The organism is Cupriavidus sp. NPDC089707, assembly GCF_044748965.1.
In the GTDB taxonomy this organism is placed as follows: Bacteria; Pseudomonadota; Gammaproteobacteria; order Burkholderiales; family Burkholderiaceae; genus Cupriavidus.
Map to the genome: position 1 here is coordinate 91,779 of NZ_JBIVHB010000009.1, position 23,108 is coordinate 114,886.

The window sequence follows — 23,108 nt, forward strand, 5'->3', positions numbered from 1 at the left end:
AGATCCTCACCGACGCAGTCGCCACCGGGAACGCCATTGCCCGATCAATTGATTTTCGCAGCCGCGCCAAGGAAGCGAGGATCTATCCGGAGGCCCACTGGAATACGCCGTTCATCGGCGGCAGCTACGAATGGCTGACCAAGGGCGGCGCGCGCAATTTCGACGCGCGGACCATGTTCTTCTATGCCGCGACGGTGAACACCCCAGCAATGGCCGTGGCCATGCCAGGGGTTGGGTCACAAACGCGTCGGCCAATCTGGATGCGAACGGCCAGGCATTCGATGGCGCAAAGACTTATCGCTTGCGCGTGCCTGCCAATGTGCCGGTCAAGGATTTCTGGTCGGTGGTCCTCTACGACACCCAGACGCGCTCCATGCTGCAAACGGACCAGCGCTTCCCCAGCCTCTCCAGCCGGACCAAACCGAAGACGAATCCGGACGGCAGCGTGGACGTCTACTTCAGTCCCAAGCGCCCGGCAAATGCCGACAATTGGGTGCAGACGGTACCCGGCAAGAGCTGGTTCACGATTTTCCGCCTGTACGGACCGCTGCAGCCGTGGTTCGACAAGACCTGGAAGCTGCCGGATATCCAACGCGTCGGGTGATGTGCACCGCTGGGCGACGAAGCGTCAGGGACACCCGCACCGCGAACGTGACGCCGGGTGTTACCCCGGCTTGCGTCTTGCAGCCTTGACTCGGCGTTGTGTTGAACACCATTCCCAACGCGTCCCATCCTTCATCATGTGCTCGCCTCAGCGAACGTGCTTGTCTATCCAATCGACAATCTTATTCGTCCCGTCTCCACCTTCGCGGTGACGACAAGACAAAGCGTTGTCGTGTCCTTCGGAACGACCAACTATGCCGGTGCGGCCATCTGGCAATAGCGGAAAATCATTAGTTGAGCGTGATGCCGGCCTTCTTCACCACCTCGCCGTATCGTGCGTAGTCCTGGTGGATCTGCTTGCTAAATTCATTCGGGCTGTTGCCGACCGGGGTAATGCCGAGGTCGAGCATCCTGGCCCTGGTTTCCGGCTGGTCCAGCACCTTCCTGATCTCTCTCTGCAAGCGCGTGAGTCCGGCGGCTTACTATGAAGAGAACCGGCGCTTCCACCCGGCCATCGCGGACGAATGCGGCAATGCGAAGCTCTCCGATTTCATTGGCCGCCTGCAACTACCGATGCTCATGTTCCAGCTCGGCAACGCCATCCATGGCGAAGCCTTGCAAGAGTCGGTCAATGAGCACCGCCTCATTGCCCAGGCCATCGTGAGCGGCGATGCTGACAAATCCGCCCAGCTGATGCGCGAACATCTCATCCGCGCCAGCGAATTCATCGACCGCATGCCGGCCGACACGTTCCGGCCCTGATCCGATCGCCGAGGCGCCACCGGCTTTTTCCTGCGCCGGTGGCGTTGCGCGCACCTTCCTCCGACTGGATTGATGCATGCCGCGCCGCGCGGGGCGCGAGCGCCCGCGACAGTCCCTTGCGGAAGTCGCTCCGAACTATGTCGAGACGCTGCCGCCCGGCATTGCGCAGGTGCTGGCCTCCACCGGCTACGTGCGCCTCAAACACCAAGTTGCACGTGCGGAGAGGGGCGCCGGTTCTTGGCCGGTTGTCCTCTCGGTCGCCTTGCAGCGTCCCATGCCTGGAACACAGTGACACAGCCGCGCCGGCTATCGGATGCGCGTCGGAGTACCTATGCTCAGATCGGATAGCGCCGGGTCTGCGGCGCCCACCGGGCGTGGTGCGGGGCCGTCACGCCGATAACAAATCGGTATGGTGACGAAAAGAAAATGCGAATGGACGGTCCGTTGCTGCTTTTTTAGAATTCGCCTCACGCTGGAATACGCGTAAATCTGCCTCACTCAATAAGCGTTACCCGGAAATGACCGAATAACAATGCCGAAAGCCCTGGCAGGGAGACGTCTTGCCTGTTTTTGATGGCAATGGCCGGCAGCTAAAGCAAGGTTGGTTTCGGCAGGCGCAAAAAATATATGGAGACAAAATGAAACACCCACTGGCGGGGGCCACATTCGTGGCGCTCGCAGCCTGCTGCACGGCCGCTGCGGCTCAGAGCCACGTCACGCTTTATGGCAGGCTGAATACGTCGCTCGAATATTCGGATGCCACCACAGCTACCGACGGCACCCAGCTTGGCGGCACCGGCCGGCTGACCAATAACCGCTCGGTATTCGGCATGCGCGGTGAAGAGGGTTTGTACGGCAGCCTGAAAGCGATCTGGCAGATCGAGAGTTCGATCGCGCTGGATAGCGGCGGCGGCCAGCTTGCGGGGCGCAATACGCGCATCGGACTGGCGGGTTCGGCTGGCAGCTTCTTCATGGGCAACTGGACCACGCCTTACCTGGAAGCCACGTCTGCCTACGACCCGTTTTATCCGACCACCGCCGGTTACATGGCGATCATGGGCAACGGCTCTACGCCAACCTCGAACAACATCGAGGACACCAGTTCGTTCGACCGGCGCCAGAAAAACAGCGTGCATTTCCGCAGTGCCAGCTGGAACGGCTTTCGCGGCGGTGTCACGTGGGGCATCAATGAAGAGCGCGTGACGGTGCCGCGCAATCCCAGTCTCTGGTCATTTTCCGCGGCCTATGACAACGGCCCGCTGAATGTGGTGCTGGCCTATGAGCGGCACAACAATTACCAGGTCGCCGGCCGCGATGACGACGGCATGAAGATCGGCGTCTCGTATCAGTTCCCGACCACCAAGGTCTCTGCGATCTACGAGCGGCTCCATTACCGCACGGCTACCGGAGATTTGAAGCGCGATGCCTACTACGCTTCGGTGGCGCAGAAGCTGTGGACCGGCAGCCTGCGCGCGGGCGTCGGCGTGGCCAGCAACGGGCGCGGCAATGCCACCGAGACGATCGGCTTCTTCCGCAGCGGCCCGGATACCGGAGCGGTGCAGGCGACCATCGGCTATGAATATCCGCTGTCCAAGCGCACGTCGGTGTTCAGCTTCTACAGCCGCATCTTCAACAAGAAGAACGCCACTTACGACTTTGCCATCAACGAGCTCGGCATTTCAGCCGGCGCCGATCCGCAAACCTTCGCGCTGGGCATGCGCCATACCTTCTGAGCCCCGCCCAGCAAACGACCGATAGATAGCAGGAGAACCGATATGCGTTTCACGACAACCCTCCGGGCGGCGCTTGCAATGGCGCTGTGCCTGCCCTTCTTGCACGCACCCGTCCATGCCGAGGCCTACCCCTCCAAGCCGATCAAGATGGTGGTGCCGTTTGCCGCGGGCAGCGCCACCGATTTGCTGGCACGCATCGTCAGCGCGGAAATGAGCAACGGCTCGAACATGCAGATCGTGGTGGATAACCGACCCGGCGCCGGGGGCACGATCGGCACCGCGGCGGTTGCCAAGGCGGCGCCGGACGGCTACACGCTGCTGCTGACGTCGGCGGGCCACGCTGTCAATCCGACGCTCTATCCGAAGCTGCCGTATGACACGACGCATGACCTGATGGGCGTTTCCACGGTGGCAACCATGCCCTACCTGCTGGTGGTGAGCGCCTCGAGTCCGTACCGCACGCTCAAGGACCTGATCGCGGCGGCACGTGCCCAGCCTGATGCCGTCACCTACAGCTCGGCAGGCAGCGGTAGTTCTTCGCACCTGAGTGGCGAGCTGTTTAACGTCAAGGCGGGGGTGAAAGCGCGGCACATTCCGTACAAGGGCGCGCCGGCGGCAATCACCGACGTGATAAGCGGACGGGTCGACATGTTCTTTGCGCCCTCCATTACCGTGACGCAGTTCGTCAAGGAGGGCAAGCTGCGCGTCCTCGGCGTGGCGACCCCGACCCGGCTGCCGTCGATGCCTGACGTTCCCACCATTGCCGAAGCCGGTGCGCCGGGTTATGTCTTCGATGCGTGGTTCGGAGTGCTGGCGCCAGCCGGGACGCCAAAGGACATCATTGCGCGGCTGAGTACCGCCATGCAGCAGGCGCTGAACGCCGCGGGCACCAAGGAAAAGCTCAAGGCCCAGGGCGCGGATGCCAAGCCTTCCACGCCGGCTGCCTTCGACAAGCTGATCGCGGCAGACATTGCCAAGCTGGAGCCGATCGTCAGGCAGTCGGGGGCACAGCCTGGGCAGTAACGCCCTCACGGTGCCCTTTCTGCGCCCGGATGTGCGGGCGCCTTTTTCTTCTTCAGATGGAAGTCTCGATATGGTTGGGATTGCACAGGCCCTGGCCCGCGCCGTCGCCATCGGCTGGCTCGCGGCCGCCGGGGTAACGTTGGCGGCGCCGGCGCAATCGACGGAAAAGTCGGACCGGATTCTGGTCAACGGCACCGTGCTGACCATGGATGGCGCCGACGGCATTGCGCAGGCGCTTGCCCTGCGCGGCGACAGGATTGTCGCGGTAGGCACCAACCGCGAGATCCGGCGGCTGGCCGGGCCGCGCACCGACGTAGTCGACCTGGGCGGCCGCACTGTGATCCCCGGGCTGATCGATACCCATATCCACGCCATCCGCGGCGGCCAGAGCCATGACTTCGAGACCTATTGGTACGAAGGCGAGACCACCAGCCTGGCCGCCGGGCTGGAACAGCTGCGCAAGACGGCCCTGGCTCGCGGCCCCGGAAAATGGGTGGCGGTGACCGGCTCCTGGCACCCCGATCAGTTCACCGAGAAGCGCGCGCCAACCTCGGCCGAACTGACCGCGCTGCTACCGGACAACCCGGCCTACGTGCAATACCTGTACGACTATGCGGTGGTCAATGCCAGGGCGATCGAGGTGCTGGGGCTTGAGCGGACGGATGCGCTGCCAGCCGGCGTGCGCGCAGAGCGCGATGCCGCCGGGCACCTCACCGGCCGTATCTTTGGCGCGATCCGTCCGCTGTCTGCGCTGTTTGGCCGCATCCTGGCGCAGAGCAATGTCGACGCAAAGGCCAGCCTTGCCGGGTTTTTCGGCAAGCTCAACAGCCTGGGTGTGACGGCGCTGATCGATCCCACCGCAGGGCCCGGGCCGGCCTATGACCCCCTGTTCGCGCTGTGGCGCGAGGACCGGCTGTCGCTGCGCGTCGGCTACCGCGTGCCGACCATGGTGGCCGGCAATGAGGCGGAATGGTTCCGCCACACGCTGGCCTACCTGCCGCCGTTCCTCGGCGACGGCAAACTGCGCTTTCTCGGGCCGGGCGAAATGCTGGTGTTCGGCATGGATGACGGCGTAAAGATGGGGCCGGGCTTCCAGCCCGATGCGAAGGATCGCGCCGAACTGTTCAAGGTGGCCTCGTTTGCCGCCAGCCGTGGTTATCCGGTGGAAATCCATGCCTACACCGACGACGCGGCCAACGCGATCCTCGATGTCTTCGAGGAGGTGGCCAGGCATCATGACCTGGGCAAGCTGCGCTGGGCCATGGCACATCTGAACACCGGCAAGCCCGAGACCTTCCGGCGCATGAAGTCGCTCGGCCTTGCCTACACGGTGCAGATGGGGCCGTACTTCGAGGCAGGCGCGATCGGTCACGCCAACGATCATCATGTGGCCGAGTCGGCGCCGCCGGTGCGCCTGGCATTGCGGCAAGGGCTGAAGGTGGCGGGTGGCACGGATGCAACGCGCATCGGCATCCCCGGCGTGTGGCGCGCGCTGGAATTCCATGTGAGTGGCCTTGCCATCGGCAAGGAGGTACGGCGCCGCGAAGACTTTCGCCTGACACGCCTGGAAGCGCTGCGGCTGTACACGGCCAACGCGGCTTGGATCTCGTTTGACGAAAACGCACGCGGCACACTCGAGGCCGGCAAGCTGGCCGACCTGGCCGTGCTTGACAAGCCCTATCTGTCGGTGCCGGTCGACGAGATCCACCGAATCCGCTCGATGCTGACGATGGTCGGCGGCAAGGTTGTCCATGCCGAGGGCGCCTTCTCAAACCTCAAGGCGCGCTAGGCCATGCCACACCTGATCGTTGAATACACGCGCAACCTTGGCGACGATGCACGCATTGAACCCCTGCTCGACACGCTGTGCGGCGTCCTGGCCGCACAGCGCGGCGCGTTCCCTGTCGGAGGCATCCGTGCCCGGGCTGTAGCCGTGGATACGTATCGCATTGCCGATGGCTTCGATGACGACGCCTTTGTGCATGTGACGCTGGCGGTTGCTTCCGGCCGTACGCGCGACGTCCTCGACCGCACGGTCAATGCGCTGTTCGATGCCATTACCGCGCATTTCGACGCGCTGTACCGGCGCCGCTACCTTGCACTATCGTTGGAACTGCGCGAGTTTGCCGGTCCGGGCGCGTACCGGAGCCTGAATAACATCCACCAGCGTTTTAGCAGTACCGCGATTTGATTCTCAATTTGATTTTCAGTGTCCTGCTCAGCCAGTCGCATTCAGCAGGCGGCTGTGCGGCCACTGGTCGGTGCCGGCAAGATCGCTGGCAATCTGCTTCAGCGTTTCGATAACGGCCAGCGTAGCCCGCGAGGGCGGGTGTGCCGACGCATAGCCGATCAGGCGGTGAAGCTCCAGGCCTCGGATTGGCTGTGCCCGCAGTTGCCCGGCCTGCAGATCCTCCCGTATCGCCGCGGCGAAGTGCACGGTCCAGCCGAAACCGCGCGCCACCAGCCGCCTCGCGACTTCAATCGATTCGACCTCCATCGTCACTTGCAGCGCCACGTCGTGTTGCGTCGCCAGCGCCTCCAGTGCCAGCCGGACCCCTGACTTAGGCACGCCGGCCAGCACGATCGGCACCTGTTGGAGCTGCCTGATATCCACCGGACCTTCCCCCAGCGACGTATCGCCGTAGGGGCCGATGGCGCACAGGCTTTCCGCGACCAGCGGCATCACCGAAACGCCGGCGCTCGATATCGGGCCACTCAGCAGGCCGACGTCGAGCGTTCCTTGCCGCAGCGCGTCCTGCAGCGCGGGGGCAAAGCTCTCCACAAGCCGCAGGCGGATGTCCGGATAGCGCCGTCGCAGCGCTTCGGCCAGCGGGATGAACAGCAGCGGCGCGAGGGCAGGGGTCAGCCCCACGGCCACCAGGCCGCGGGGAGAAGCCGCCAGGTCCGCGATGTCGATCTTGACCTGGTCGGCATAGCGCAGCAGGAAGGACGCGCGGTCCAGCAGCACCAGTCCTTCCGGCGTGGGCGTGGCGCCGCGGACATGGCGCTCCACCAGCCTGACGCCAAGCTCTTCCTCCAGCAGCCGGATCTGCCGGCTCAGTGCGGGTTGAGCGATATGCAGCGCGGCTGACGCGCGCCCGAAATGCTGCAGGGTTGCGAGCACCTTGAAGTAGCGAAGCTGTCGCAGGTCCATGGTCATGCCTCAACGTGTAAGTTCTTGCTGTTGCCAGCGATCCGAAGCCAGAATGTGTGTAATGCGTGCAATCGATTGCGCAAATTGCCGGCAAGAATGATGCACACCGCGCGATGCATCGCTTTCCTTATAGCGCCCGCGTCGAGGCGCGCACCACCAGTTCAGGAGTCAGCAGCGTGCGCGCAGTTGTGGTCGCGCTGCCGTCGAGCGCACCCAGCATCAGCGCGGCAGCGCGCGCGCCCATCTCGTAGAAGGGGATGCGGATCGTCGTCAGGGCCGGCGATACCGCATGCATCAGCAGCATGTCGTTATGGCCCACGATGGACAGGTCCTGCGGGCAGCTGCCTCCGGCCTCGCGCACGGCGGCATAGCAGCCCAAGGCGAGGAAGTCGTTGGCGGCGACGATGGCCGTGATCCGGCCGCGCCTGGCCAGCAACTGGGCGCAAGCCGCGCGGCCGGCTTCTTCGGTGTAGGCCGGGGCGCGCACCACGGGGCATTGGGCCGGCGACAGGCCGCAGCCCGCCAGTGCCTGCAGGAATCCCGCCTCGCGCTCGTGGCCCGTCGACAAGGCGGATGGCCCGGCAATATGCCCGAGGCGCCGGTGGCCCAGCGCCTGCAGGTGCCCCACCGCCAGCGCCATGGCCTGTTGGTTGTCGCCAACCACGCTGGAAACGCGGCCCGCGTCATCGCTGCGGTTCACCATCACGATCGGCACGCCCTGTTCCAGGCAGTGCGCCACCACCGGGTCGTTACGCTGCGCCGTGGCCAGGATCAGCCCGTCCACCTGGCGCGCGAGCAGCTGGTCGACGACAAAGGTCTGGCGCGCCTTGTCGCCGCCGGCATTGGCTACGATCGGGAGATAGCCCTGCCGGGCCAGGGTGTTCTCGATGCCAAGCACGATGGGCGGGAACACCGGACTGCCGATATCCGGCACCACTACACCGATGGTGCCCGAGCGGCGCGTACGCAACGCGGCGGCGATCCGGTTGGGGGAGTAGTGCAGATCCTGTGCCGCCTTCAGCACGCGCGCCACCATGTCATCGCCGATGCGATGGCGCGTCTGGGGATTGAGCACGCGCGATACCGTCGATGGATGGATATCGAGCGCCTGTGCGATCTGCTTGATGGTGGGCTTGCTCATCTGCTCTCGGGGATGGCGTATCAGGCAGGGTGCAAGTGGGTCCTGCCTGATGCCGCCCGGTTATGGGGCACCGAAAAAAAGTTGATTGGACGCTCGTCAGCAGCGCTTCCTAAAATCGGCAAAGATGCCATGGGCTGGCGCTTGGCGTGCAATCGATTGCATTCTAGTGCATCAGAGAGGAACGTGCCAGCCCCCAGTCAACACCGATGTATTAAACAGGAGATGCATATGAAAGGAGCGGTTTCGCTTGCCGGCAGGCTGCCGGCTTACCAGGAGTTTCGCGAACCGGAAGCCGCGCCGGGGCAAATCGTGGTCGACGTCAAGGCAGCGGCGCTGACGCGGCTGGATATGGCGATCGCGGAGGGCCGCCACTATATCAAGCCGCCGGAGGAGCAATTCATCGTCGGGCGCGAGGGCGTTGGGCACCTGCCGGACGGGCGGCGCATCTACTTCAACGTCAATGCGCCGGCTGCGCCCTTCGGCTCGATGGCGCAACGCGCGCTGGTCGATGCGGCGCTGACTTTCCCAGTGCCCGACGGTATCGATGACGCACGTGCCGCGGCGCTGGGCAATGCCGGGCTTGCGGCATGGCTACCCTTGTCGTGGCGGGCACGCATGCGCCCGGGGGAGACGGTGCTGATCCTCGGCGCGACCGGCATCTCGGGGCTGCTCGCAGTGGCGTCTGCCAGGTTGCTCGGGGCCGGGCGCGTGATTGCGGTGGGACGTGATCCGCTTGCGCTCGAGCGCGCCCGGCGGCTGGGCGCCGATGCCGTGGTTGCGCTGGACCAGGCGGCCGACCTGCCGGCAGCGTTTCGCCAGGCGGCACAAGGCGATGTCGATGTCGTGCTGGATTACCTGTGCGGCGCACCGGCGGAAGCGGCGCTGCAGGTGCTCGGTCACGGTGGACGGCTGGTTCATATCGGCACCACCGTCGGCCCAGTCATCACTGTCTCCGGTGCGGCCGCGCGCAAGGCCTGCTTTGACATCCTGGGCTTTGCCTACTATCACGCGCCTATCGCGGAGCAGGCTCAGGCGTATGCGGAACTGTGCCGCCATACAGCAGCGGGCCGCATGGAGATCGATATCGAACCTGTGCCGCTGGCGGACATCGGCAGGGTCTGGACAGCGCAGGCCAAGGGGGCGCGCCAACGATTCGTGCTGCTGCCTTGACAGAGTCGCGACATACGGCTTCTGGGCAATGCGCTTATGAAGCCGTAAAAACGTGAAGTGGGGGTGGATGGCTGCGCTGTAGGCATCGCCAAAAGCGCAGAGAACCTGGAACTCGACCACGTAGGTTCATGGCCGACCTTCGTGTCGAGCGTGTCGAACGTGTCGCTCGTGTCGAGCAGTATCTCGCGGCCGAGTTCAAAGCGCTGGGCCCACAGAGGCTGGTGCCGCCGCGCCGGATGGTGGCGGCAGCCCGCACGTTCACGACTGCGCGGCGGTCGGATGCCGGCAGTCGCGTGTCCTGAGTGATCTCCGGAGCGAGCCCATCAGGGCTCGTTGCCTTGGAGCGGAAAGACGATCATGGCAAGGGCGGCGTGGGCAGGCGAGTCTCCCCAGGTTCGAGCTTCAGTTCCATATCGAGACGGAAGCCGCCCTTACCGTCCGGCTCGAAATCGCGCAGCAGCGAGCCGACGGCGCCAAACGCCGCGTCGCTGAAGGCATAAGGATCCAGCGCATCGAAAATTTGCGTGGTCAGCACCTTGTGCCCTGGCGCGATTGCGATGAAGTGAAGATGGGCCGGGCGCATGTGATCGCGGTTCTGCAGCGCCAGGAGCTCGCCGCAGGGGCCGTCGATCGGGACGCCATAGCCGGAGGGCCGCACGCTCTCGAACCAGAAGCGCCCGTTGGCATCGGTCTCGAACACGGCACGCAGGTTCATGTCCTCCTGGTGCTCGTCCTGATTCTCGTACAAGCCACTCGGCGCTGCCTGCCAGGTCTCGATGCGCGCGCCGGCGATCGGCGTACCGTCGAGCGACACGACGCGGCCCTGGACGAGCAGCGGGTCGCCTGTGGTGTCTGGGGTTGCGATGTGCGATCCGTTGGGGCGAACCGGCTGGTTTGCTCGCCAGAACGGGCCGATCAGCGCAGGCTCGGTACCGCCCGCTGCAAGCACTGCCTTGGCGTCCATCAGAAGCACCAGCGTGGCAAGACCGAGAATATCCGCCAGCAAGATGCCCTCGTGCTTCTTCGGCCCGGTGGCCTGTCCGACCCGGACCATGAAGTCCAGGCCGTGGTGGAGTTCCTCATAAGTCAGTTGGACCTCGGACGCGAAAGCGTGTGCATGCCGGATGAGCGCGTCAAGAATGGTTCTGGTGCGTGGGTCGCGCGTCCCCGAATTTGCCTTGAGCACGGCGTCCAGCAGTGCTTCAGGGGTGGCGGGGATCGATTGCGCCTTCGACGCGGATGGGGCGCTTGCGATTTCTACGGAAGCAGAAGTCATAGTAGGGTTGGCTCCTGGATATGGAAAAGTTGATGGCTTGCCGGGCAAGGAGAGCGGCATCGGCGCCGGGTCTCAGTCGCTCTGGATCCGTGCCCTGGTCGCGACTTCGGCCCAGCGCGGGACTTCCTCGGCGACCCGGGCAGCGAGCTCGGTGGGCTGGCTCGCCACGACCTCGAACCCGAGATCGCGCGCCTGCTGCCGGACTTCACTGCTCTGCAGGATGCGATAGACCTCGGTGTGCAGGCGGAGGATGGCGGCGTCCGGAGCGCCCGACGGAGCGAACAGCGCCTGTATGGTTTCCGATCGATATCCCGGAAAGCCGGATTCGGCCACCGTCGGAGCCTGCGGTAGCCCAGGCCAACGCTGAAGCCCACCGACCGCAAGCACCCTGAGTGACCCGGCGGCGATATGGGCCTTGGCGGCAGGAAGCGCGGTCAATCCGCAGTCGACCTGGCCGCTGAGCACCGCTTGCACCGCCGGCGCGGCGCCGTTGAAAGGCACGTGCAAGAGACTGACACCCGCACGCTGCCACAGCAATTCGCCACCCAGGTGGACGCTGTTGCCTTTGCCGGGCGTCGAGTAGGTGAGCTCGCCCGGGCGCTTGCGAGCAGATTCGATCAGACCCGGAAGGCTGACGATTCCGCTCTTGCTCGGCACCACGATCACGTCGGGCGAACTGACCGCCAGCGTGATCGGCGCGAACTGGCGCAACGGGTCGTAGGGACGCTTGTCGGCAAAAAGCGCCGGGTTCGTTACGAAGGATGAGGAGACGAAGAGCAGCGTCTGGCCATCTGGCGCGGCACGTGCCACGGCCGCAATGCCGATGTTGCCGCCTGCGCCGGCGCGGTTCTCGACCACCACGGACTGGCCCAAGGCACCACCGAGGCGGACCGCCACGATACGCGCGATGATGTCAGAGGTGCCGCCGGCGGCAAAGGGAACGATGATGCGCACCGCTCCCTTCGGCGACCAGCCCGCAGTTGCCTTGCTGCCGGGTTGCGCGATAGCGCCGAACCCAACCCCGGCCGCGGCAAGCCCCGCCACCGCCTTTAGCGCGCTGCGCCTGCTCATACCGGGGGGCAACGCGTGTGACGCCTCGCTCAGTGTCATAGTCGTCTCCTCGTTGCCCACTCGTCTGCGTTGCCGCGGCCTTCGTCAGTCTGCGGCGCGGTGCTCCGCCGCGTCCGCTTCAGCTTCTTTGATATAGCCGTCCTTGCCGTAGACGAGACCGGTGGCCTCGGCTGCCTTCACCACGTCCGGGTGCCAGGCAATGCGGCCGCACTCCTCGTCGGTGCCGCCGACCACCGAGTACACGACCAGGGCATGATCGTTAGGGTTGCGGAAGCCTCTCATCACGCCGATCGGGCAGGAGATCACATCCCACTGGTTCAGCATCAGCGAGTACTGGCCCTTCTCGCCCCAGATGACTTCCATCTGGCCGTTCAACGGGCAGAACACTTCCTCGGTCTTGTGCGCGTGGAGACTGGCGCCTTGCCCGACCGGGATTTCGATGAAGGTCACGCCAAAGCGGTGGTTACCCGGAATCGCAGGCTCGACACCCTTGTTCTCGAGAACGCCGCGATTCATGATCTTGTAGATGTTCTTCTTCATGCCAGGCAAGCGGCTTTCGATGAAGGTTTCACCGTAAGGTTTGACCTTGCCCCAGCGCGCGATGCGGGTGGCTTCCATTTCCTGTGGTGTGGGATCCATATTGATTCCTTGGTGCAATGAAATTTGGAGAACGAGAGGGCGATTGCCTTCTGTAGTGCAACTTTAAAAAGCACGGATCGCCAAGTCCATTACCATTTTTCGCGCGACGCGATAACAAGCCGGTATCGGGAATCGGCCACTGGTTCAGTTCCTGCCGACGGCGTCGCACTCCTGGAAGGCGTCCCCGCCGATCATTGAGGTGGGCACGTTGCCGGACAGCACTACCAGCGGGATCGAATCGAAATAAGCCGTGGCAATGCCGGTGACGGCGTTGGTCACACCCGGCCCCGAAGTCACGAGCGCGACACCGCCATGACGGCGCAGGGTAATACGCCCTACGCGAATTCCATCCCGCTTGACCGGCAGCCGCAATTCCCCGGCGACCTCGTCCTGGACGAACGCATCACCGCGATCGTGTGCTGGAATGCGCTGGCCATGGTGGTGCGCGCCAATAAAGCCTACGGCGAACTGGGCGGCTCGGACCGATCAGCTCGATTTGCGCATCATCGCAAAGCATGTTGGCGAGGCGCGGATCGATGTCGGCGGCTGCGTACATCCAGGCGACGCACCGCGGCCATACACCATGGCGTTCGGCCCGGGAGGAAGCCGGCGCTCGAACGCCTTGCAGCAGTTGCTGCTGTTGGCTGTCACACACGGCCATCAGAACGTATAGGCTGCCGACAGGTATGTGAAGTTGGTATTGTGCCCGCCCACATTGCTTAGAACCCGGGACACGTCCACATGGACCAGGCCGGCATTGATCACGATATGGCGATCGACCTGCCAGTAGACATCGAGCGCCAGCTGGCTGCCGGTATAGCGCCCGGGTTGTCCCGCCGTGCCGGGAATGGGAAATGCCACTGCCGTGTAGACCGCGTCGTTGGTGGTCTGCCGCCAGATGAAGTCCCACGAGACGGTGACGCGCAGCCGCGCCGTCGGCTTCAGTGTCAGTGAAGGCTGCAGGTCCATCACGTTCGAGGCGCCGAGCAGGCCCGCCTGGTTGAAATAGGCAAGTTTGGGGAACAATCCGCCATACGTGCCCAGCTTGCCATCACGCGGATCGCGGTCGCCGCTGCCGACGGTGGCTTTCAGTCCGGCGCGCGCGCCCCAGTCAGCCAGCTTGAATGCATAACCAGTGTCGGTAGAGAATCCCCAGGCAAGCAGATCGCGCTGGCCGAAGCTGCCGAATTGCCCCAGCGCTTCCCAGTCCCAGTCCCACCGGCCCTGGCTGCCGAACACGCGCCCGCCGACCGAGTGCCTGCGCTCTACTCCCGTGCCCACGCTGTATAGGGCCCGGCTGTTCTCGAGCCCGAGGTAGTAGAGGTCCATGCCGGACGCCGGTATGAACGTCTTCGGGAACGTGGAGTAGATTCCCCAGAATCCTTGCGCGTGGTTGGGCTGGTCATCGAAGTTGCCGGCTTTCAGCAGGACCGGCCGCGTGGCGAAAGCATCCAGCCGCACTTCGCCGATGCTGCCGCCGAGGCGGGCACCGTCAAAGGCACGCCTGACATTGGGCGCATCGCGCACAGCGACCAGGCGCTGCGAGCCGAACGCCATTTCCTGGCGCCCGACGCGCAGCAGTGGCAGATCGGAAGGTGCTGCCGGACGGTCCGTCGTTGGCAGTCGTATGTCGACAAAGGCCTGCTGCACATCCAGACGGTCTTCATATGGCGGCGTCGCGATGTCCTTGCCGAATGCAATGTGGTTGCCAAGCTGAATAAAGCCACGGAAATAATTGCCGGCGTGCAGGTCGCCGTGGAACAGGATGCGATGCAAGAGGTAGCCGTCGGCGGATGGACCCGGCACGCCGAAATTCGGCGCGGAATAGTTCTCGAAGCGTTCCCGAATCTCGCCGCCCAGGCTCAGGTAAGTGGCTGGCGGGCCCAGCGGCATGAACTTGACTGGATCCCAGGGATCGCTCCGTTTGGCCGGATTTTGCAGGTAACGGTAGTCCTCGTTGTAACGCAGAAAGTTGTAGGGCGGTGCCGATCCTTGCCCATGGCTGTGGCATGGCATGCACGCCAGGGTCATGGAAAGCAGGAGGGAAGAAACGCCGCTTCGTGTCATGGTCGCAAGCGATGTGACCGGCGTGGCGCGCGCGTACATCCGTGCAACGCCATGCCGACACCACTGCGCTTCGCTCGACAGGCGAGCCCCTGGGCGGCATGGTCACCAGAGCCATGCCGCCCCAGAGATCAGCGTGCCGAATCCAGGACCTCGCCGTTCTTCTGCACGTCCTGCGCTTTCATGTAGCTCTCGATCAGCAGTTGATAGGACGGGAAGATCTTGGTGTAGATTTCGGCCCATTGCTGGGCGTCGTCACGGTGCCAGGTCTGCTGCAGTTCCGACGCCACCGCGGCCGTGTCCATTGGCACCACGCCGGCCTGGACGATGCGCGCCAGCGTGATTTCCTGGGCCATCTTCGAATACGTGCCCGAGGCGTCCACCACAGCGAAGACCCTGTAGCCGTCGGCCACTGCGCTGATCGACGGGAATGCCATGCAGACGCTGGTGATGGTGCCGGCGATGATCAGCGTCTTGCGCCCGGTGGCTTCAACCGCTGCGACGAAGTCAGGATTGTCCCAGGCGTTGATTTCCCCTTTGCGGGCGACGTACTTCGCGTGCGGAGCATTTTCGTGGATCTCCGGGATCAGCGGGCCGTTGGGGCCTTGCGGCACCGAGGCGGTGGTGATGACCGGCAGCTTGCACAGCGTTGCCATCTTCGCCAGGGCCGCGGCACGCAGGCGCAGTTCCGGCATGGGCATGTCGCCGACGGTCTGGAACAGGCCGCTCTGGTGGTCGATCAGCAGCATGGCGGTGTCGGCCGGGTCGATGGCGGGGCGCTTGCCATTGAAGTTTGCAGGTTGGCTCATGGTGTTGCTCCTTGTCAGTGGGGCGTACTGCGGGACGAAAGCCCACCGCGCGCGACGCGGCGGGAGGAAAGATCAGGCTGCCACGCGGACGAGGCGGCCGCTGTCATGGTCGCCCAGCGCCTGCTGGATTCCGCGGCTCCGTTCAGCACGAACGGGCCGTAGCCGACCACGGGTTCGTCGATGGGCCGCCTGTAGGCAGCAGCACGGTGGCATCGGACGTGGGGCGCTGTAGAGACCGGGCACTTCCTTCATGTAGGTCTCCTTGGCAGGCTGCGAACCGGGGCGCAGCGATGGAAGAAGGATAGGTTCGAGGAGTAGGGTCCGGTAGGCATGGAGGTTTGATCTCAGCGTTCTATTTGTAGAACGTGACGGGGGCGATACGTTGCGCGAGAGGGGCAGCCTCTCGCCGAGCCAGCCCTGCCGTGCGAAGGGTTGCTTGGCTAAAAATGCAATTAATCGCCTGGGATGAGGCGCAACCGGGAGGTGATCTCTGAGGCGGATGTGGCCGACAGCACCAGCTTCTTCTGTTCAAAATGTCCGGTAAGTCTCTGGTTCCACAGGGCATATCGGCATGCTTCTGCACCTCTTCTTCTCGATGGAAAACGCCCTAACTCTTTGATTCGGCTCTATAAGCGCCGCTTCTGGCTCACATGCTTTCGCTACATAGCGGTGCCAGGTCCGGGTGGGAAGCTGCTATCAAGAGTGGTTTGCCATTGCTGCTGCCCGTCCATGAAGCGCACCACCACCATTCCGTTCCCGCCGCCTGACGCCGCCCACGCGCTCGCGCCGGCCGACGCGTCGGCCGGCGTGGGCTGGGCCGACGACCGCAATTTCGTCACGGCACTGGCGCGCGGCATGGAACTGCTGCGGGCCTTCGGGCCGCAGGACGATTACCTCGGCAATGCCGAGCTGTCACGCCGCACCGGCATCCCGCGGCCTACCGTGTCCCGGCTGACCTACACCCTGGCCACGCTTGGCTACCTGACCTATATCGAGGGCACGGAGAAGTACCGGCTCGGGCAGGGCGCGATGGTGCTCGGCCATCGCTACATTGCGGGCGCTGCGATCCGCGAGATCGCGCAGCCGCTGATGCAGTCGCTGGCGTTTGCCACCGACTGCACCGTGGCACTGGCGATGCCGGACCGGCACGCCATGGTCTACCTGGAAAGCTGCCAGCCGCGCGGCGCGTTGGTGATCCGGCTGGCGCCCGGGGCGCGCCTGCCGATGGCGACCTCGGCGATCGGGCGTGCCTGGCTGGCAGGGCTCGACGCCGGGCACCGTGAAGCAGAGCTGGCCGAGCTGGCGCGCCACTACGGCGCGCGCTGGCCCGGTGTGCGCAGCGGCATCGGGCGCGCGCTGCAGGACCACGCCCGGCGCGGCTTCTGCGTGGCGCACGCCGAATGGGACCGCACCGTCAGCGGTGCCGCGGCGCCGCTGCGGCTGGCGGGCAGCAGCGAAGTGCTGGCGCTGAATATCGGCGGGTCCGCGGCGCGGCTGTCGCCGGAGATCCTGGAAGGCAATCTCGGCCCGCGCATCCGCGACCTGGCCGAAACGCTGCAGGCGCGCCTGTGGCAGCCCGGCGGCGCGCGCGCATCGATGCGGCTGCCGCCGGATGCGCCCGAGGCGGGCGCGTGCGCCCAATGACTGACGTAGTGACAGACCCATATCAACAAGAATCGATGAGGAGATAGCGCATGGACGTACGTAACAAGACCGTGGTGGTGACCGGGGCGGCCACCGGCATTGGCCGCGCGCTGGCGCTGGCGTTTGCACAGGCCGGTGCGCGTGGCGTGGCTGTGGCCGACCTGAACGCGGCCGGCGCCGCCAAGGTCGCGGCCGAAGCCCAGGAGGCGGTGCCGTCATGCCTGGTGTTCGCGCAAGCGGTCGACGTGGCCGACGCCGCCGCGGTGCAGGAGTTGGCTGACGAGGCTACGCGCCGCTTCGGGCAGGTCGACATCTTTTGCTCCAACGCAGGCATCATCCTCCGCAAGGGCCTCGACGCGGGTGCCGCCGAATGGCAGCGCATCTGGGAAATCAACGTGATGGCGCATATCCATGCGGCGCGCGCGGTGCTGCCGCAGATGCTGGAACGCGGCGACGGCTATTTCGTCAACACGGTATCGGCGGCAGGCCTGCTGTCGCAGATCGGCTCGGCGCCGTACGCGGTGACCAAGCACGCGGCGATCGGGTTTGCCGAATGGCTGTCGATCACCTACGGCGACCGCGGCATCAAGGTCAGCTGCATCTGCCCGCAGGGCGTGCAGACCAACATGCTGTTCGGCGAGAAGGGAGAGCGCAAAGGCTTCCTGCAAGAGGGCTCGGTCACCGCGGAGCACGTGGCAGCGGTGACGCTCGAAGGCGTGGCCGACGAGCGCTTCCTGATCCTGCCGCACCCGGAAGTGCTGGAGTACTACCGCCGCAAGGGCCAGGACTACGACCGCTGGCTGCGCGGCATGCGGCGCCTGCATGACAAGGTGATGCAGGAGTTCGGCGGCATCGCGGTGTAAGCGCTCAGGGCCTGCGTGGGCCTGCGCGGGCCGGCTTCAGGCGTCCGGTTCGGCCGCCGCCTGCGCGTTGCCTTCGCCGCTGGGATCGCGCAGCCGGCTCAGGCTGATGAGGGCGCCGACGGTCGCGACTGCCGCCGCCACATACAGCGCGATCCGCGCGGCGCCGTCCGGCGAGAGGCTGAACAGCAGTGCCACCAGCGCCGTGCCGGTGGTCTGGCCCAGCAGCCGCGTGGTCGCCTGCGCGCCGCTGGCGCCGCCGCTGCGAGCCGGCGGCGTGGCGCCGATCATGGCGCGGTTGTTGGGTGACTGGAAGAAGCCGAAGCCGGTGCCGCACAGTGCCATGCGCCACGCTATGTCGAGGCTGCTGGCATCCGGTGCCAGCGTCGCCAATCCCATCAGCCCGCCGGCCAGCATGGCCAGCCCGAGGCCGGCGAGGATGCTGGCCGGGTAGCGGTCCGAAAGCCGCCCCGACAGTGCCGCCATCACCGCCACCATCATCGGCCACGGCGTGATCAGCAGCCCGGTCTCTTGCAGCGAGCGGCCAAGCTGGTATTCGAGGTAGAAGGGCAGCGCGACGAAGGACAGCATCTGCGTCATGAACGAGCAGAACGAGGTGCCCACCGCCAGCGTAAAGGCCCGGCTGGCAAACAGGTCCACCGGCACCAGCGGCGCGGCGCGGCCGCGCTGGCGCCGCGCCAGCAGCCATCCCAGCACGATTGCGGCGCCAAGCCCCGCGACGCCGGCCGCGCGCCAGGCGGCATGGCCGAGCCCGTCCACGCCCAGGATAAACAGCCCGAACACCAGCGCCGACAGCAGCGCGCTGGGATAGTCGAAGTCGCGCGGCTGCGGCGGCGTCTCCGGCAGCGCGCGCCGGCTCAGTGACAGCGCCAGGATGGCCACCGGCACGTTTACCGCGAACAGCCACTGCCAGCTGGCTACCGCCAGAATCATCGCGCCCAGCGAGGGCGCCACCGCAATGGTCACGCCCACCACCAGTGCGTTCAGCCCGATGCCGCGGCCCAGCTTCGTGGGCGGGTAGATGAAGCGCACCAGCGCGGTATTGACGCTCATGATGCCGGCGCCGCCGATGCCCTGCAGCACGCGCGCGGCCACCAGCATGGGCAGGTTGACCGACAGCGCGCACAGCAGCGAGCCGACCAGGAAGGTTGCGAGCCCGGCACGGTACACACGCTTGTAGCCGAGGATGTCGCCCAGCGATGACAGCGGCAGCAGGCACACGGTTACCGTGAGCTGGTACGCGTTGACGACCCAGATGGTGCTCGACGGCTCGGCCTGCAGTTCGCGCGAGATGGAGGGCAGGGCGATGTTGGCGATCGATCCATCGAGCACGGCCATGATCAGGCCGAAGAAAACGGTGAGGATCGCCCAGGTGCGTTGCGGCTGGGGGAGGCCTTGTTCTGGCTGCATGGGAGAGACATTGGAGACAATGGCGCGCCCAAAAAGGCGGGGATGGCGGGCCATCGCGCGGCCTCGCCATTATCGTCCTGCGTGGCGGTACTCGCAAATCCGCTAATTGTGGTAGGACGTGCCGGTCAGGCACTTGCAGGCACTTGCAGGCACTGCGGGCACTGCAGGCACCGCAGGCGCGCTAAGCCGCGGCGCCGATGGCTTCCATATAGCTGCGCAGCCGCTGGCGCAGCGCCGCGGCAGCGGCGGCGACCGCCGGGGTCCAGCCTGGCGCCGCGCGGGACAGTGCTTCCAGCGCCCGGCACTCGCGCACGATGCTCTTGCGGCGCACGATCATGAACGCGCCAGCCGTGGCATGGGTCCAGCGCTCGAGGGCTGCCAGGTCGCATTGCGCGATGCTGCGCTCCAGTTTGGGCAGGTCTTCCTGCAGTTGCCGGCGCAGCATGGCCTCGTAGCGCTGGCGGTCGTTGCCTGCCTCGATGCTGGCGTGACCCTGTGGCGCGGCATCCTGGCGCCCGAGCAGATGGTCCAGGCAGGCCTGCAGGTCCTGCAACGATGCCGGCTTGGCCACGTAGCCGGCGAACCTGCGCTGGCGCCAGTCCACAGACCATTCGCTGCGCGGGAAGGCGCTGAAGGCCAGTACCGGCACGCCGGGATGGCGCGCACGTATCGCGTCGAGCAGTTCATGGCCGTCCATGCCGGGCATCTGGATGTCGGTCAGCACGGCATCGACCCGCGTGCTCTCCAGCACCGCCAGCGCCTGCTTGCCGCTACTGACCACGATCGGCTGGTAGCCGAGCGTTTGCAGCTGTTCGGTGATCAGGGCCTGGTTCAGCGGGTTGTCCTCGGACACCAGGATGGAGGCGCGCGGCGTGATCGGGACTGGCAAAGGCAGTGGCGCTGCGGGCGTGATGCCGGTAGTGCTCTCGGTTCCGCTGTCGGTATCTTCTGGCCTGTTGTCCGGCCTGCGTGCACTGGCGGAGTCATGGCTGGCGTTGTCGGCTGCCGTAGCCACGCACGCCAGCAACGCATGATGGCTGTACGTCGTGACCTCGAGAATTCCGGGCGCGCGCTGGTGCGGTCGATGCGGGCCGTCCGGCGTGACCCACACCACCGTGGCGGCGCCCGCTTCGCGCAGCGTGGTGAGCGCGGCCATCGGAAAGTCGTCGCTGGCCACAATGACCCGGGCCGGCCTGTACGCCAGGTATTCCTGTGCCGCTGCCAGCGATGCCAGACCGCTCGTGCGCCAGCCCGCGGCATTGAGCCATGCTTCAAGGTTCTCCCCGATACGCGTATCCTGGCACAACACCAGTACGTGGCCCTGCGGCGCAGTGGTGACCGCGTGCCCGGTGGCCCGCTGAGCCGCCAGCGCGGTCCGCACCGGCAGCCGCACCGTGAAGGCGCTGCCGATATCGGGCACGCTCGCCACCGTGATGCTGCCGCCCATCAGCTCGCACAGCCGCGCACAGATCGACAGCCCGAGCCCGGTGCCGCCAAGGCGCGCGGCGTTGACACCATTGCCCTGCACGAACGGCTGGAACACCTGCGCCGCCAGCGACGGCGGCATGCCGATGCCGGTATCACCGACGCGGCAGACCAGGTGGGGCACGTCCTGGCCCTCGGTGCATAGCTCCGCGCTGAAGGCAATGCGTCCGCTCGTGGTGAACTTGAACGCGTTATTCAGCAGATTGTTGAACACCTGTACCAGCCGCGTGCAGTCGCCAGTGATTTCCACGTCGAGCGATGGTGACAGCAGCAGGTGAAAGCGCAGCGGCCGGCCCGCCGTCATCGGCGCGTAGGTCAGCGCCAGGCTTTCGAGTGCGTCGATCGGGCGGAAGGGTTCGTCGACCAGTTCGAGCTTGCCGGCATCGATCTTTGAGAAATCCAGTACATCGTTGACGATGCGCCGCAATGCCTCGGCGGCCGCGTCGAGCACCTGCAGGCGCGGCGCATGCGGCTGCAGCCCCGGGCTGCGCGCGAGCAGTTCCAGGTTGCCAAGCAGCGCATTGAGCGGCGTGCGGATCTCGTGGCTCATGGCGGCAAAGAAGGTCGAGCGCGCGCGCATCATGGCCTCCGTGGCCTGTTGCGCCGAGCGCAGCTGGTCCTCCAGCGCCTGTTGCGCGGTGCAGTCCAGCACCGCGCAGAACAGCACGTCGTCGTCGCGGTAGCGCGCCGGTGCATAGGTGATCTGCAGGAAGCGGCTGGCGGCGTCGGCGACGTTGGTGACGTCAGTGGCGTGGGTAGCGTCGGCAGCCGGGGCGGTACCGTCATCGGCCTGCACCGCGACCGATGCGGCGTCGCCCTCCGGGGCCGCTGCCGGCGCGGCGACTGTCAGGCTGGCAATGGCGGCCGGACCGTCGCCGCAGCGGCGCGGCCGCGCGCCGAACGCTTGTGCCAGCGCGTCGGGCATTTGCCGGGAGCCATGCAGCCGCAGCAGCGTGTCGGCTCGCTGGTTGCACATCAGCACGCGGTAGTCGCGCTGGCGCACGATGCACAGCCCCACCGGCGTGGCGCTGACCAGGACATGCGTCATCAGTTCGCTTTCCAGCGCGCGCGAGGCATCGGCATGCGTGCGCCGCAGCAGGTGGCGGCTCCAGTAGCGCGCGGTCAGCAAGATGCCGCCGACCAGCACCAGCATGGCCAACGCGATGCCGGCGAACTCGGCGGCGAGCGCCGCAGCCAGCATCCGGTACGGCAGGAAGTACACCAGCAGTCCAAGGCCCGCCTGCAGCGGCTCGATCAGCAGCACGCCGTTGCCGGTGTACAGCAGCGTATCGTGGTCGATGTGGCGCGCCCGCGCCGTCAGGCTGTCTATCTGGGCCGCCGATGCCACGTCTTCGCGCGGCGACACGTCGATGATCTCGTCGGCTTCACTGACCAGCAGCAATAGTGCCGGCTTGCTCGGCCGGTGCAGGGTCGCCAGGAAACCCTGCACCGGGATGCAGGCGGCGACCAGCGTAGTCGGCCTGTCGCCGGCATAGGCGGCACTGACCAGCATCATGACCGGGGTATCGTCGACCGGGTGCCGCAGCGGGCCGATCCACACCGGCTGGTCGCGCACCGGCACGGCATGGCCGGTGCGGTCCCGCAGCGCTTCGGTCAGGCGCGCGCGCAGCAGCGGGATCAGCGTCGGGTCGAGCGCCATCGGGGCGCGTGCGCCGTCTTCGGGCTGGCGGATGACCACGGCGCTGTCTTCGTCCAGCGCGACGGCAAAGGCGTCGTGATCGAGGCGGAACGCCTGCAGCGTTGCCATGGTGGCCAGCGCGATGCCGCGCAGCCCCGCGAACCGCTCCGGCAGCCGGGCGCCCCACGCGAGCCGCGTGTCATCTGTGGCGAGCAGGTGATAGTCCTTTCCCACCCCGTCGACGTGGATGCTGGCAGTGCCGGTGCGCCGGAACGATGCAAAGGCGGCATCGCGCGCCGGGCCGGAAGCCGGGGTTTCACGCTGGTAGCGGATCGTCAGCACGCTGCGCCGCAGGAACGACGCTTCGTTCTGCAGCAGCTGTGACAGCGCTGCCACATACTGCGCCACGTGCCCGCGCCGGTAGTCGAGGTGCCTGCCCGCGGCCAGCCCGGCCAGCAGCAGGCCGGAGAACACCACCCCGGCGATCAGCGCGGCAATGGTGGCGGCGTAGCGCTGCTGCTGGCGCCGGGATTGCTCGGCCAGTGCATCGAACGCGCTCGTGAGCGATTCGCGCGTGCGCTTCAGGGTCGCTTCCATCGGCGCG

19 protein-coding genes and 1 pseudogene are annotated in these 23,108 nt (G+C 65.9%); 9 read left to right on the plus strand and 11 right to left on the minus strand.

The window, feature by feature from the left end:
- Positions 1 to 130 precede the first annotated feature (130 nt).
- The gene (locus tag ACIP1U_RS16645) at positions 131 to 604 is read left to right on the plus strand and encodes a DUF1214 domain-containing protein (protein WP_400316775.1); all 474 of its coding nucleotides are present in this window, start codon (positions 131 to 133) and stop codon (positions 602 to 604) included.
- 289 nt (positions 605 to 893) lie between these two features.
- Here ACIP1U_RS16645 and ACIP1U_RS16650 read toward each other — a convergent pair whose 3' ends face one another.
- The gene (locus ACIP1U_RS16650) at positions 894 to 1,064 is read right to left on the minus strand and encodes a hypothetical protein (RefSeq protein ID WP_400317034.1); all 171 of its coding nucleotides are present in this window, start codon (positions 1,062 to 1,064) and stop codon (positions 894 to 896) included.
- Here ACIP1U_RS16650 and ACIP1U_RS16655 point away from each other — a divergent pair.
- From ACIP1U_RS16655 to ACIP1U_RS16675, 5 genes are all read left to right on the plus strand, one after another.
- A complete protein-coding gene (locus ACIP1U_RS16655; protein WP_400317020.1) occupies positions 997 to 1,365 on the plus strand; it encodes an FCD domain-containing protein in 369 nt (122 codons plus the stop codon). The genes ACIP1U_RS16650 and ACIP1U_RS16655 overlap by 68 nt on opposite strands.
- 638 nt (positions 1,366 to 2,003) lie before the next feature.
- On the plus strand, positions 2,004 to 3,098 hold the full coding sequence (locus tag ACIP1U_RS16660; protein WP_400316777.1) for a porin: 1,095 nt from the start codon (positions 2,004 to 2,006) through the stop codon (positions 3,096 to 3,098).
- A gap of 42 nt (positions 3,099 to 3,140) precedes the next feature.
- Positions 3,141 to 4,121, plus strand: coding sequence for a tripartite tricarboxylate transporter substrate binding protein (locus tag ACIP1U_RS16665; protein WP_400316779.1), 981 nt, complete (start codon positions 3,141 to 3,143; stop codon positions 4,119 to 4,121).
- Between the two features lie 70 nt (positions 4,122 to 4,191).
- Entirely contained in the window at positions 4,192 to 5,910 is a 1,719-nt protein-coding gene (locus ACIP1U_RS16670) for an amidohydrolase (RefSeq protein WP_400316780.1), read from the plus strand.
- Between the two features lie 3 nt (positions 5,911 to 5,913).
- A complete protein-coding gene (locus tag ACIP1U_RS16675; protein WP_400316782.1) occupies positions 5,914 to 6,312 on the plus strand; it encodes a 5-carboxymethyl-2-hydroxymuconate Delta-isomerase in 399 nt (132 codons plus the stop codon).
- Between the two features lie 27 nt (positions 6,313 to 6,339).
- On the opposite strand, the gene ACIP1U_RS16680 is transcribed toward ACIP1U_RS16675, so the two are convergent.
- Positions 6,340 to 7,275, minus strand: a complete 936-nt coding sequence (locus ACIP1U_RS16680) for a LysR substrate-binding domain-containing protein (protein ID WP_400316784.1) — start codon at positions 7,273 to 7,275, stop codon at positions 6,340 to 6,342.
- A gap of 127 nt (positions 7,276 to 7,402) precedes the next feature.
- Complete coding sequence (locus tag ACIP1U_RS16685; protein WP_400316786.1) at positions 7,403 to 8,416, minus strand: LacI family DNA-binding transcriptional regulator; 1,014 nt, start codon at positions 8,414 to 8,416, stop codon at positions 7,403 to 7,405.
- 228 nt (positions 8,417 to 8,644) lie between these two features.
- On the opposite strand from ACIP1U_RS16685, the gene ACIP1U_RS16690 reads away from it, so the two are divergent.
- On the plus strand, positions 8,645 to 9,586 hold the full coding sequence (locus ACIP1U_RS16690) for a zinc-binding alcohol dehydrogenase family protein (RefSeq protein WP_400316788.1): 942 nt from the start codon (positions 8,645 to 8,647) through the stop codon (positions 9,584 to 9,586).
- A 355-nt stretch (positions 9,587 to 9,941) separates the two neighbouring features.
- Here ACIP1U_RS16690 and ACIP1U_RS16695 read toward each other — a convergent pair whose 3' ends face one another.
- The 6 genes and pseudogenes from ACIP1U_RS16695 to ACIP1U_RS16720 all read right to left on the minus strand — a co-directional run bounded on the left by ACIP1U_RS16695 (position 9,942) and on the right by ACIP1U_RS16720 (position 15,445).
- Complete coding sequence (locus ACIP1U_RS16695) at positions 9,942 to 10,862, minus strand: dioxygenase (protein WP_400316790.1); 921 nt, start codon at positions 10,860 to 10,862, stop codon at positions 9,942 to 9,944.
- A gap of 72 nt (positions 10,863 to 10,934) precedes the next feature.
- Positions 10,935 to 11,972, minus strand: coding sequence for a tripartite tricarboxylate transporter substrate binding protein (locus ACIP1U_RS16700; RefSeq protein ID WP_400316791.1), 1,038 nt, complete (start codon positions 11,970 to 11,972; stop codon positions 10,935 to 10,937).
- 45 nt (positions 11,973 to 12,017) lie between these two features.
- The gene (locus tag ACIP1U_RS16705; RefSeq protein WP_400316793.1) at positions 12,018 to 12,572 is read right to left on the minus strand and encodes a cupin; all 555 of its coding nucleotides are present in this window, start codon (positions 12,570 to 12,572) and stop codon (positions 12,018 to 12,020) included.
- Positions 12,573 to 12,725: 153 nt separating this feature from the next.
- Positions 12,726 to 12,881 (minus strand): annotated as a pseudogene (locus tag ACIP1U_RS16710) (thiamine pyrophosphate-binding protein); the annotation flags it as partial.
- A 351-nt stretch (positions 12,882 to 13,232) separates the two neighbouring features.
- Complete coding sequence (locus ACIP1U_RS16715; RefSeq protein WP_400316795.1) at positions 13,233 to 14,588, minus strand: alginate export family protein; 1,356 nt, start codon at positions 14,586 to 14,588, stop codon at positions 13,233 to 13,235.
- 179 nt (positions 14,589 to 14,767) lie between these two features.
- On the minus strand, positions 14,768 to 15,445 hold the full coding sequence (locus tag ACIP1U_RS16720) for a hydrolase (protein WP_400316797.1): 678 nt from the start codon (positions 15,443 to 15,445) through the stop codon (positions 14,768 to 14,770).
- A 729-nt stretch (positions 15,446 to 16,174) separates the two neighbouring features.
- Between ACIP1U_RS16720 and ACIP1U_RS16725 the strand changes: the two genes are divergently transcribed.
- The gene (locus ACIP1U_RS16725; RefSeq protein WP_400316799.1) at positions 16,175 to 17,089 is read left to right on the plus strand and encodes an IclR family transcriptional regulator; all 915 of its coding nucleotides are present in this window, start codon (positions 16,175 to 16,177) and stop codon (positions 17,087 to 17,089) included.
- Positions 17,090 to 17,139: 50 nt separating this feature from the next.
- Complete coding sequence (locus ACIP1U_RS16730) at positions 17,140 to 17,952, plus strand: SDR family oxidoreductase (RefSeq protein ID WP_400316801.1); 813 nt, start codon at positions 17,140 to 17,142, stop codon at positions 17,950 to 17,952.
- Between the two features lie 36 nt (positions 17,953 to 17,988).
- Here ACIP1U_RS16730 and ACIP1U_RS16735 read toward each other — a convergent pair whose 3' ends face one another.
- Both ACIP1U_RS16735 and ACIP1U_RS16740 read right to left on the minus strand, forming a co-directional pair.
- Entirely contained in the window at positions 17,989 to 19,380 is a 1,392-nt protein-coding gene (locus ACIP1U_RS16735; RefSeq protein WP_400316803.1) for an MFS transporter, read from the minus strand.
- A gap of 181 nt (positions 19,381 to 19,561) precedes the next feature.
- Entirely contained in the window at positions 19,562 to 23,101 is a 3,540-nt protein-coding gene (locus ACIP1U_RS16740; RefSeq protein WP_400316804.1) for an ATP-binding protein, read from the minus strand.
- Positions 23,102 to 23,108: the final 7 nt, after the last annotated feature.

Bases quoted from the DNA above. Each gene is read 5' to 3' on its own strand.
- ACIP1U_RS16645 (WP_400316775.1), top strand. From the start codon at position 131: ATGGCTGACCAAGGGCGGCGCGCGCAATTTCGACGCGCGGACCATGTT.
- ACIP1U_RS16655 (WP_400317020.1), top strand. From the start codon at position 997: ATGCCGAGGTCGAGCATCCTGGCCCTGGTTTCCGGCTGGTCCAGCACC.
- ACIP1U_RS16660 (WP_400316777.1), top strand. From the start codon at position 2,004: ATGAAACACCCACTGGCGGGGGCCACATTCGTGGCGCTCGCAGCCTGC.
- ACIP1U_RS16665 (WP_400316779.1), top strand. From the start codon at position 3,141: ATGCGTTTCACGACAACCCTCCGGGCGGCGCTTGCAATGGCGCTGTGC.
- ACIP1U_RS16670 (WP_400316780.1), top strand. From the start codon at position 4,192: ATGGTTGGGATTGCACAGGCCCTGGCCCGCGCCGTCGCCATCGGCTGG.
- ACIP1U_RS16675 (WP_400316782.1), top strand. From the start codon at position 5,914: ATGCCACACCTGATCGTTGAATACACGCGCAACCTTGGCGACGATGCA.
- ACIP1U_RS16680 (WP_400316784.1), bottom strand. From the start codon at position 7,275: ATGGACCTGCGACAGCTTCGCTACTTCAAGGTGCTCGCAACCCTGCAG.
- ACIP1U_RS16685 (WP_400316786.1), bottom strand. From the start codon at position 8,416: ATGAGCAAGCCCACCATCAAGCAGATCGCACAGGCGCTCGATATCCAT.
- ACIP1U_RS16690 (WP_400316788.1), top strand. From the start codon at position 8,645: ATGAAAGGAGCGGTTTCGCTTGCCGGCAGGCTGCCGGCTTACCAGGAG.
- ACIP1U_RS16695 (WP_400316790.1), bottom strand. From the start codon at position 10,862: ATGACTTCTGCTTCCGTAGAAATCGCAAGCGCCCCATCCGCGTCGAAG.
- ACIP1U_RS16700 (WP_400316791.1), bottom strand. From the start codon at position 11,972: ATGACACTGAGCGAGGCGTCACACGCGTTGCCCCCCGGTATGAGCAGG.
- ACIP1U_RS16705 (WP_400316793.1), bottom strand. From the start codon at position 12,572: ATGGATCCCACACCACAGGAAATGGAAGCCACCCGCATCGCGCGCTGG.
- ACIP1U_RS16715 (WP_400316795.1), bottom strand. From the start codon at position 14,588: ATGCCATGCCACAGCCATGGGCAAGGATCGGCACCGCCCTACAACTTT.
- ACIP1U_RS16720 (WP_400316797.1), bottom strand. From the start codon at position 15,445: ATGAGCCAACCTGCAAACTTCAATGGCAAGCGCCCCGCCATCGACCCG.
- ACIP1U_RS16725 (WP_400316799.1), top strand. From the start codon at position 16,175: ATGAAGCGCACCACCACCATTCCGTTCCCGCCGCCTGACGCCGCCCAC.
- ACIP1U_RS16730 (WP_400316801.1), top strand. From the start codon at position 17,140: ATGGACGTACGTAACAAGACCGTGGTGGTGACCGGGGCGGCCACCGGC.
- ACIP1U_RS16735 (WP_400316803.1), bottom strand. From the start codon at position 19,380: ATGCAGCCAGAACAAGGCCTCCCCCAGCCGCAACGCACCTGGGCGATC.
- ACIP1U_RS16740 (WP_400316804.1), bottom strand. From the start codon at position 23,101: ATGGAAGCGACCCTGAAGCGCACGCGCGAATCGCTCACGAGCGCGTTC.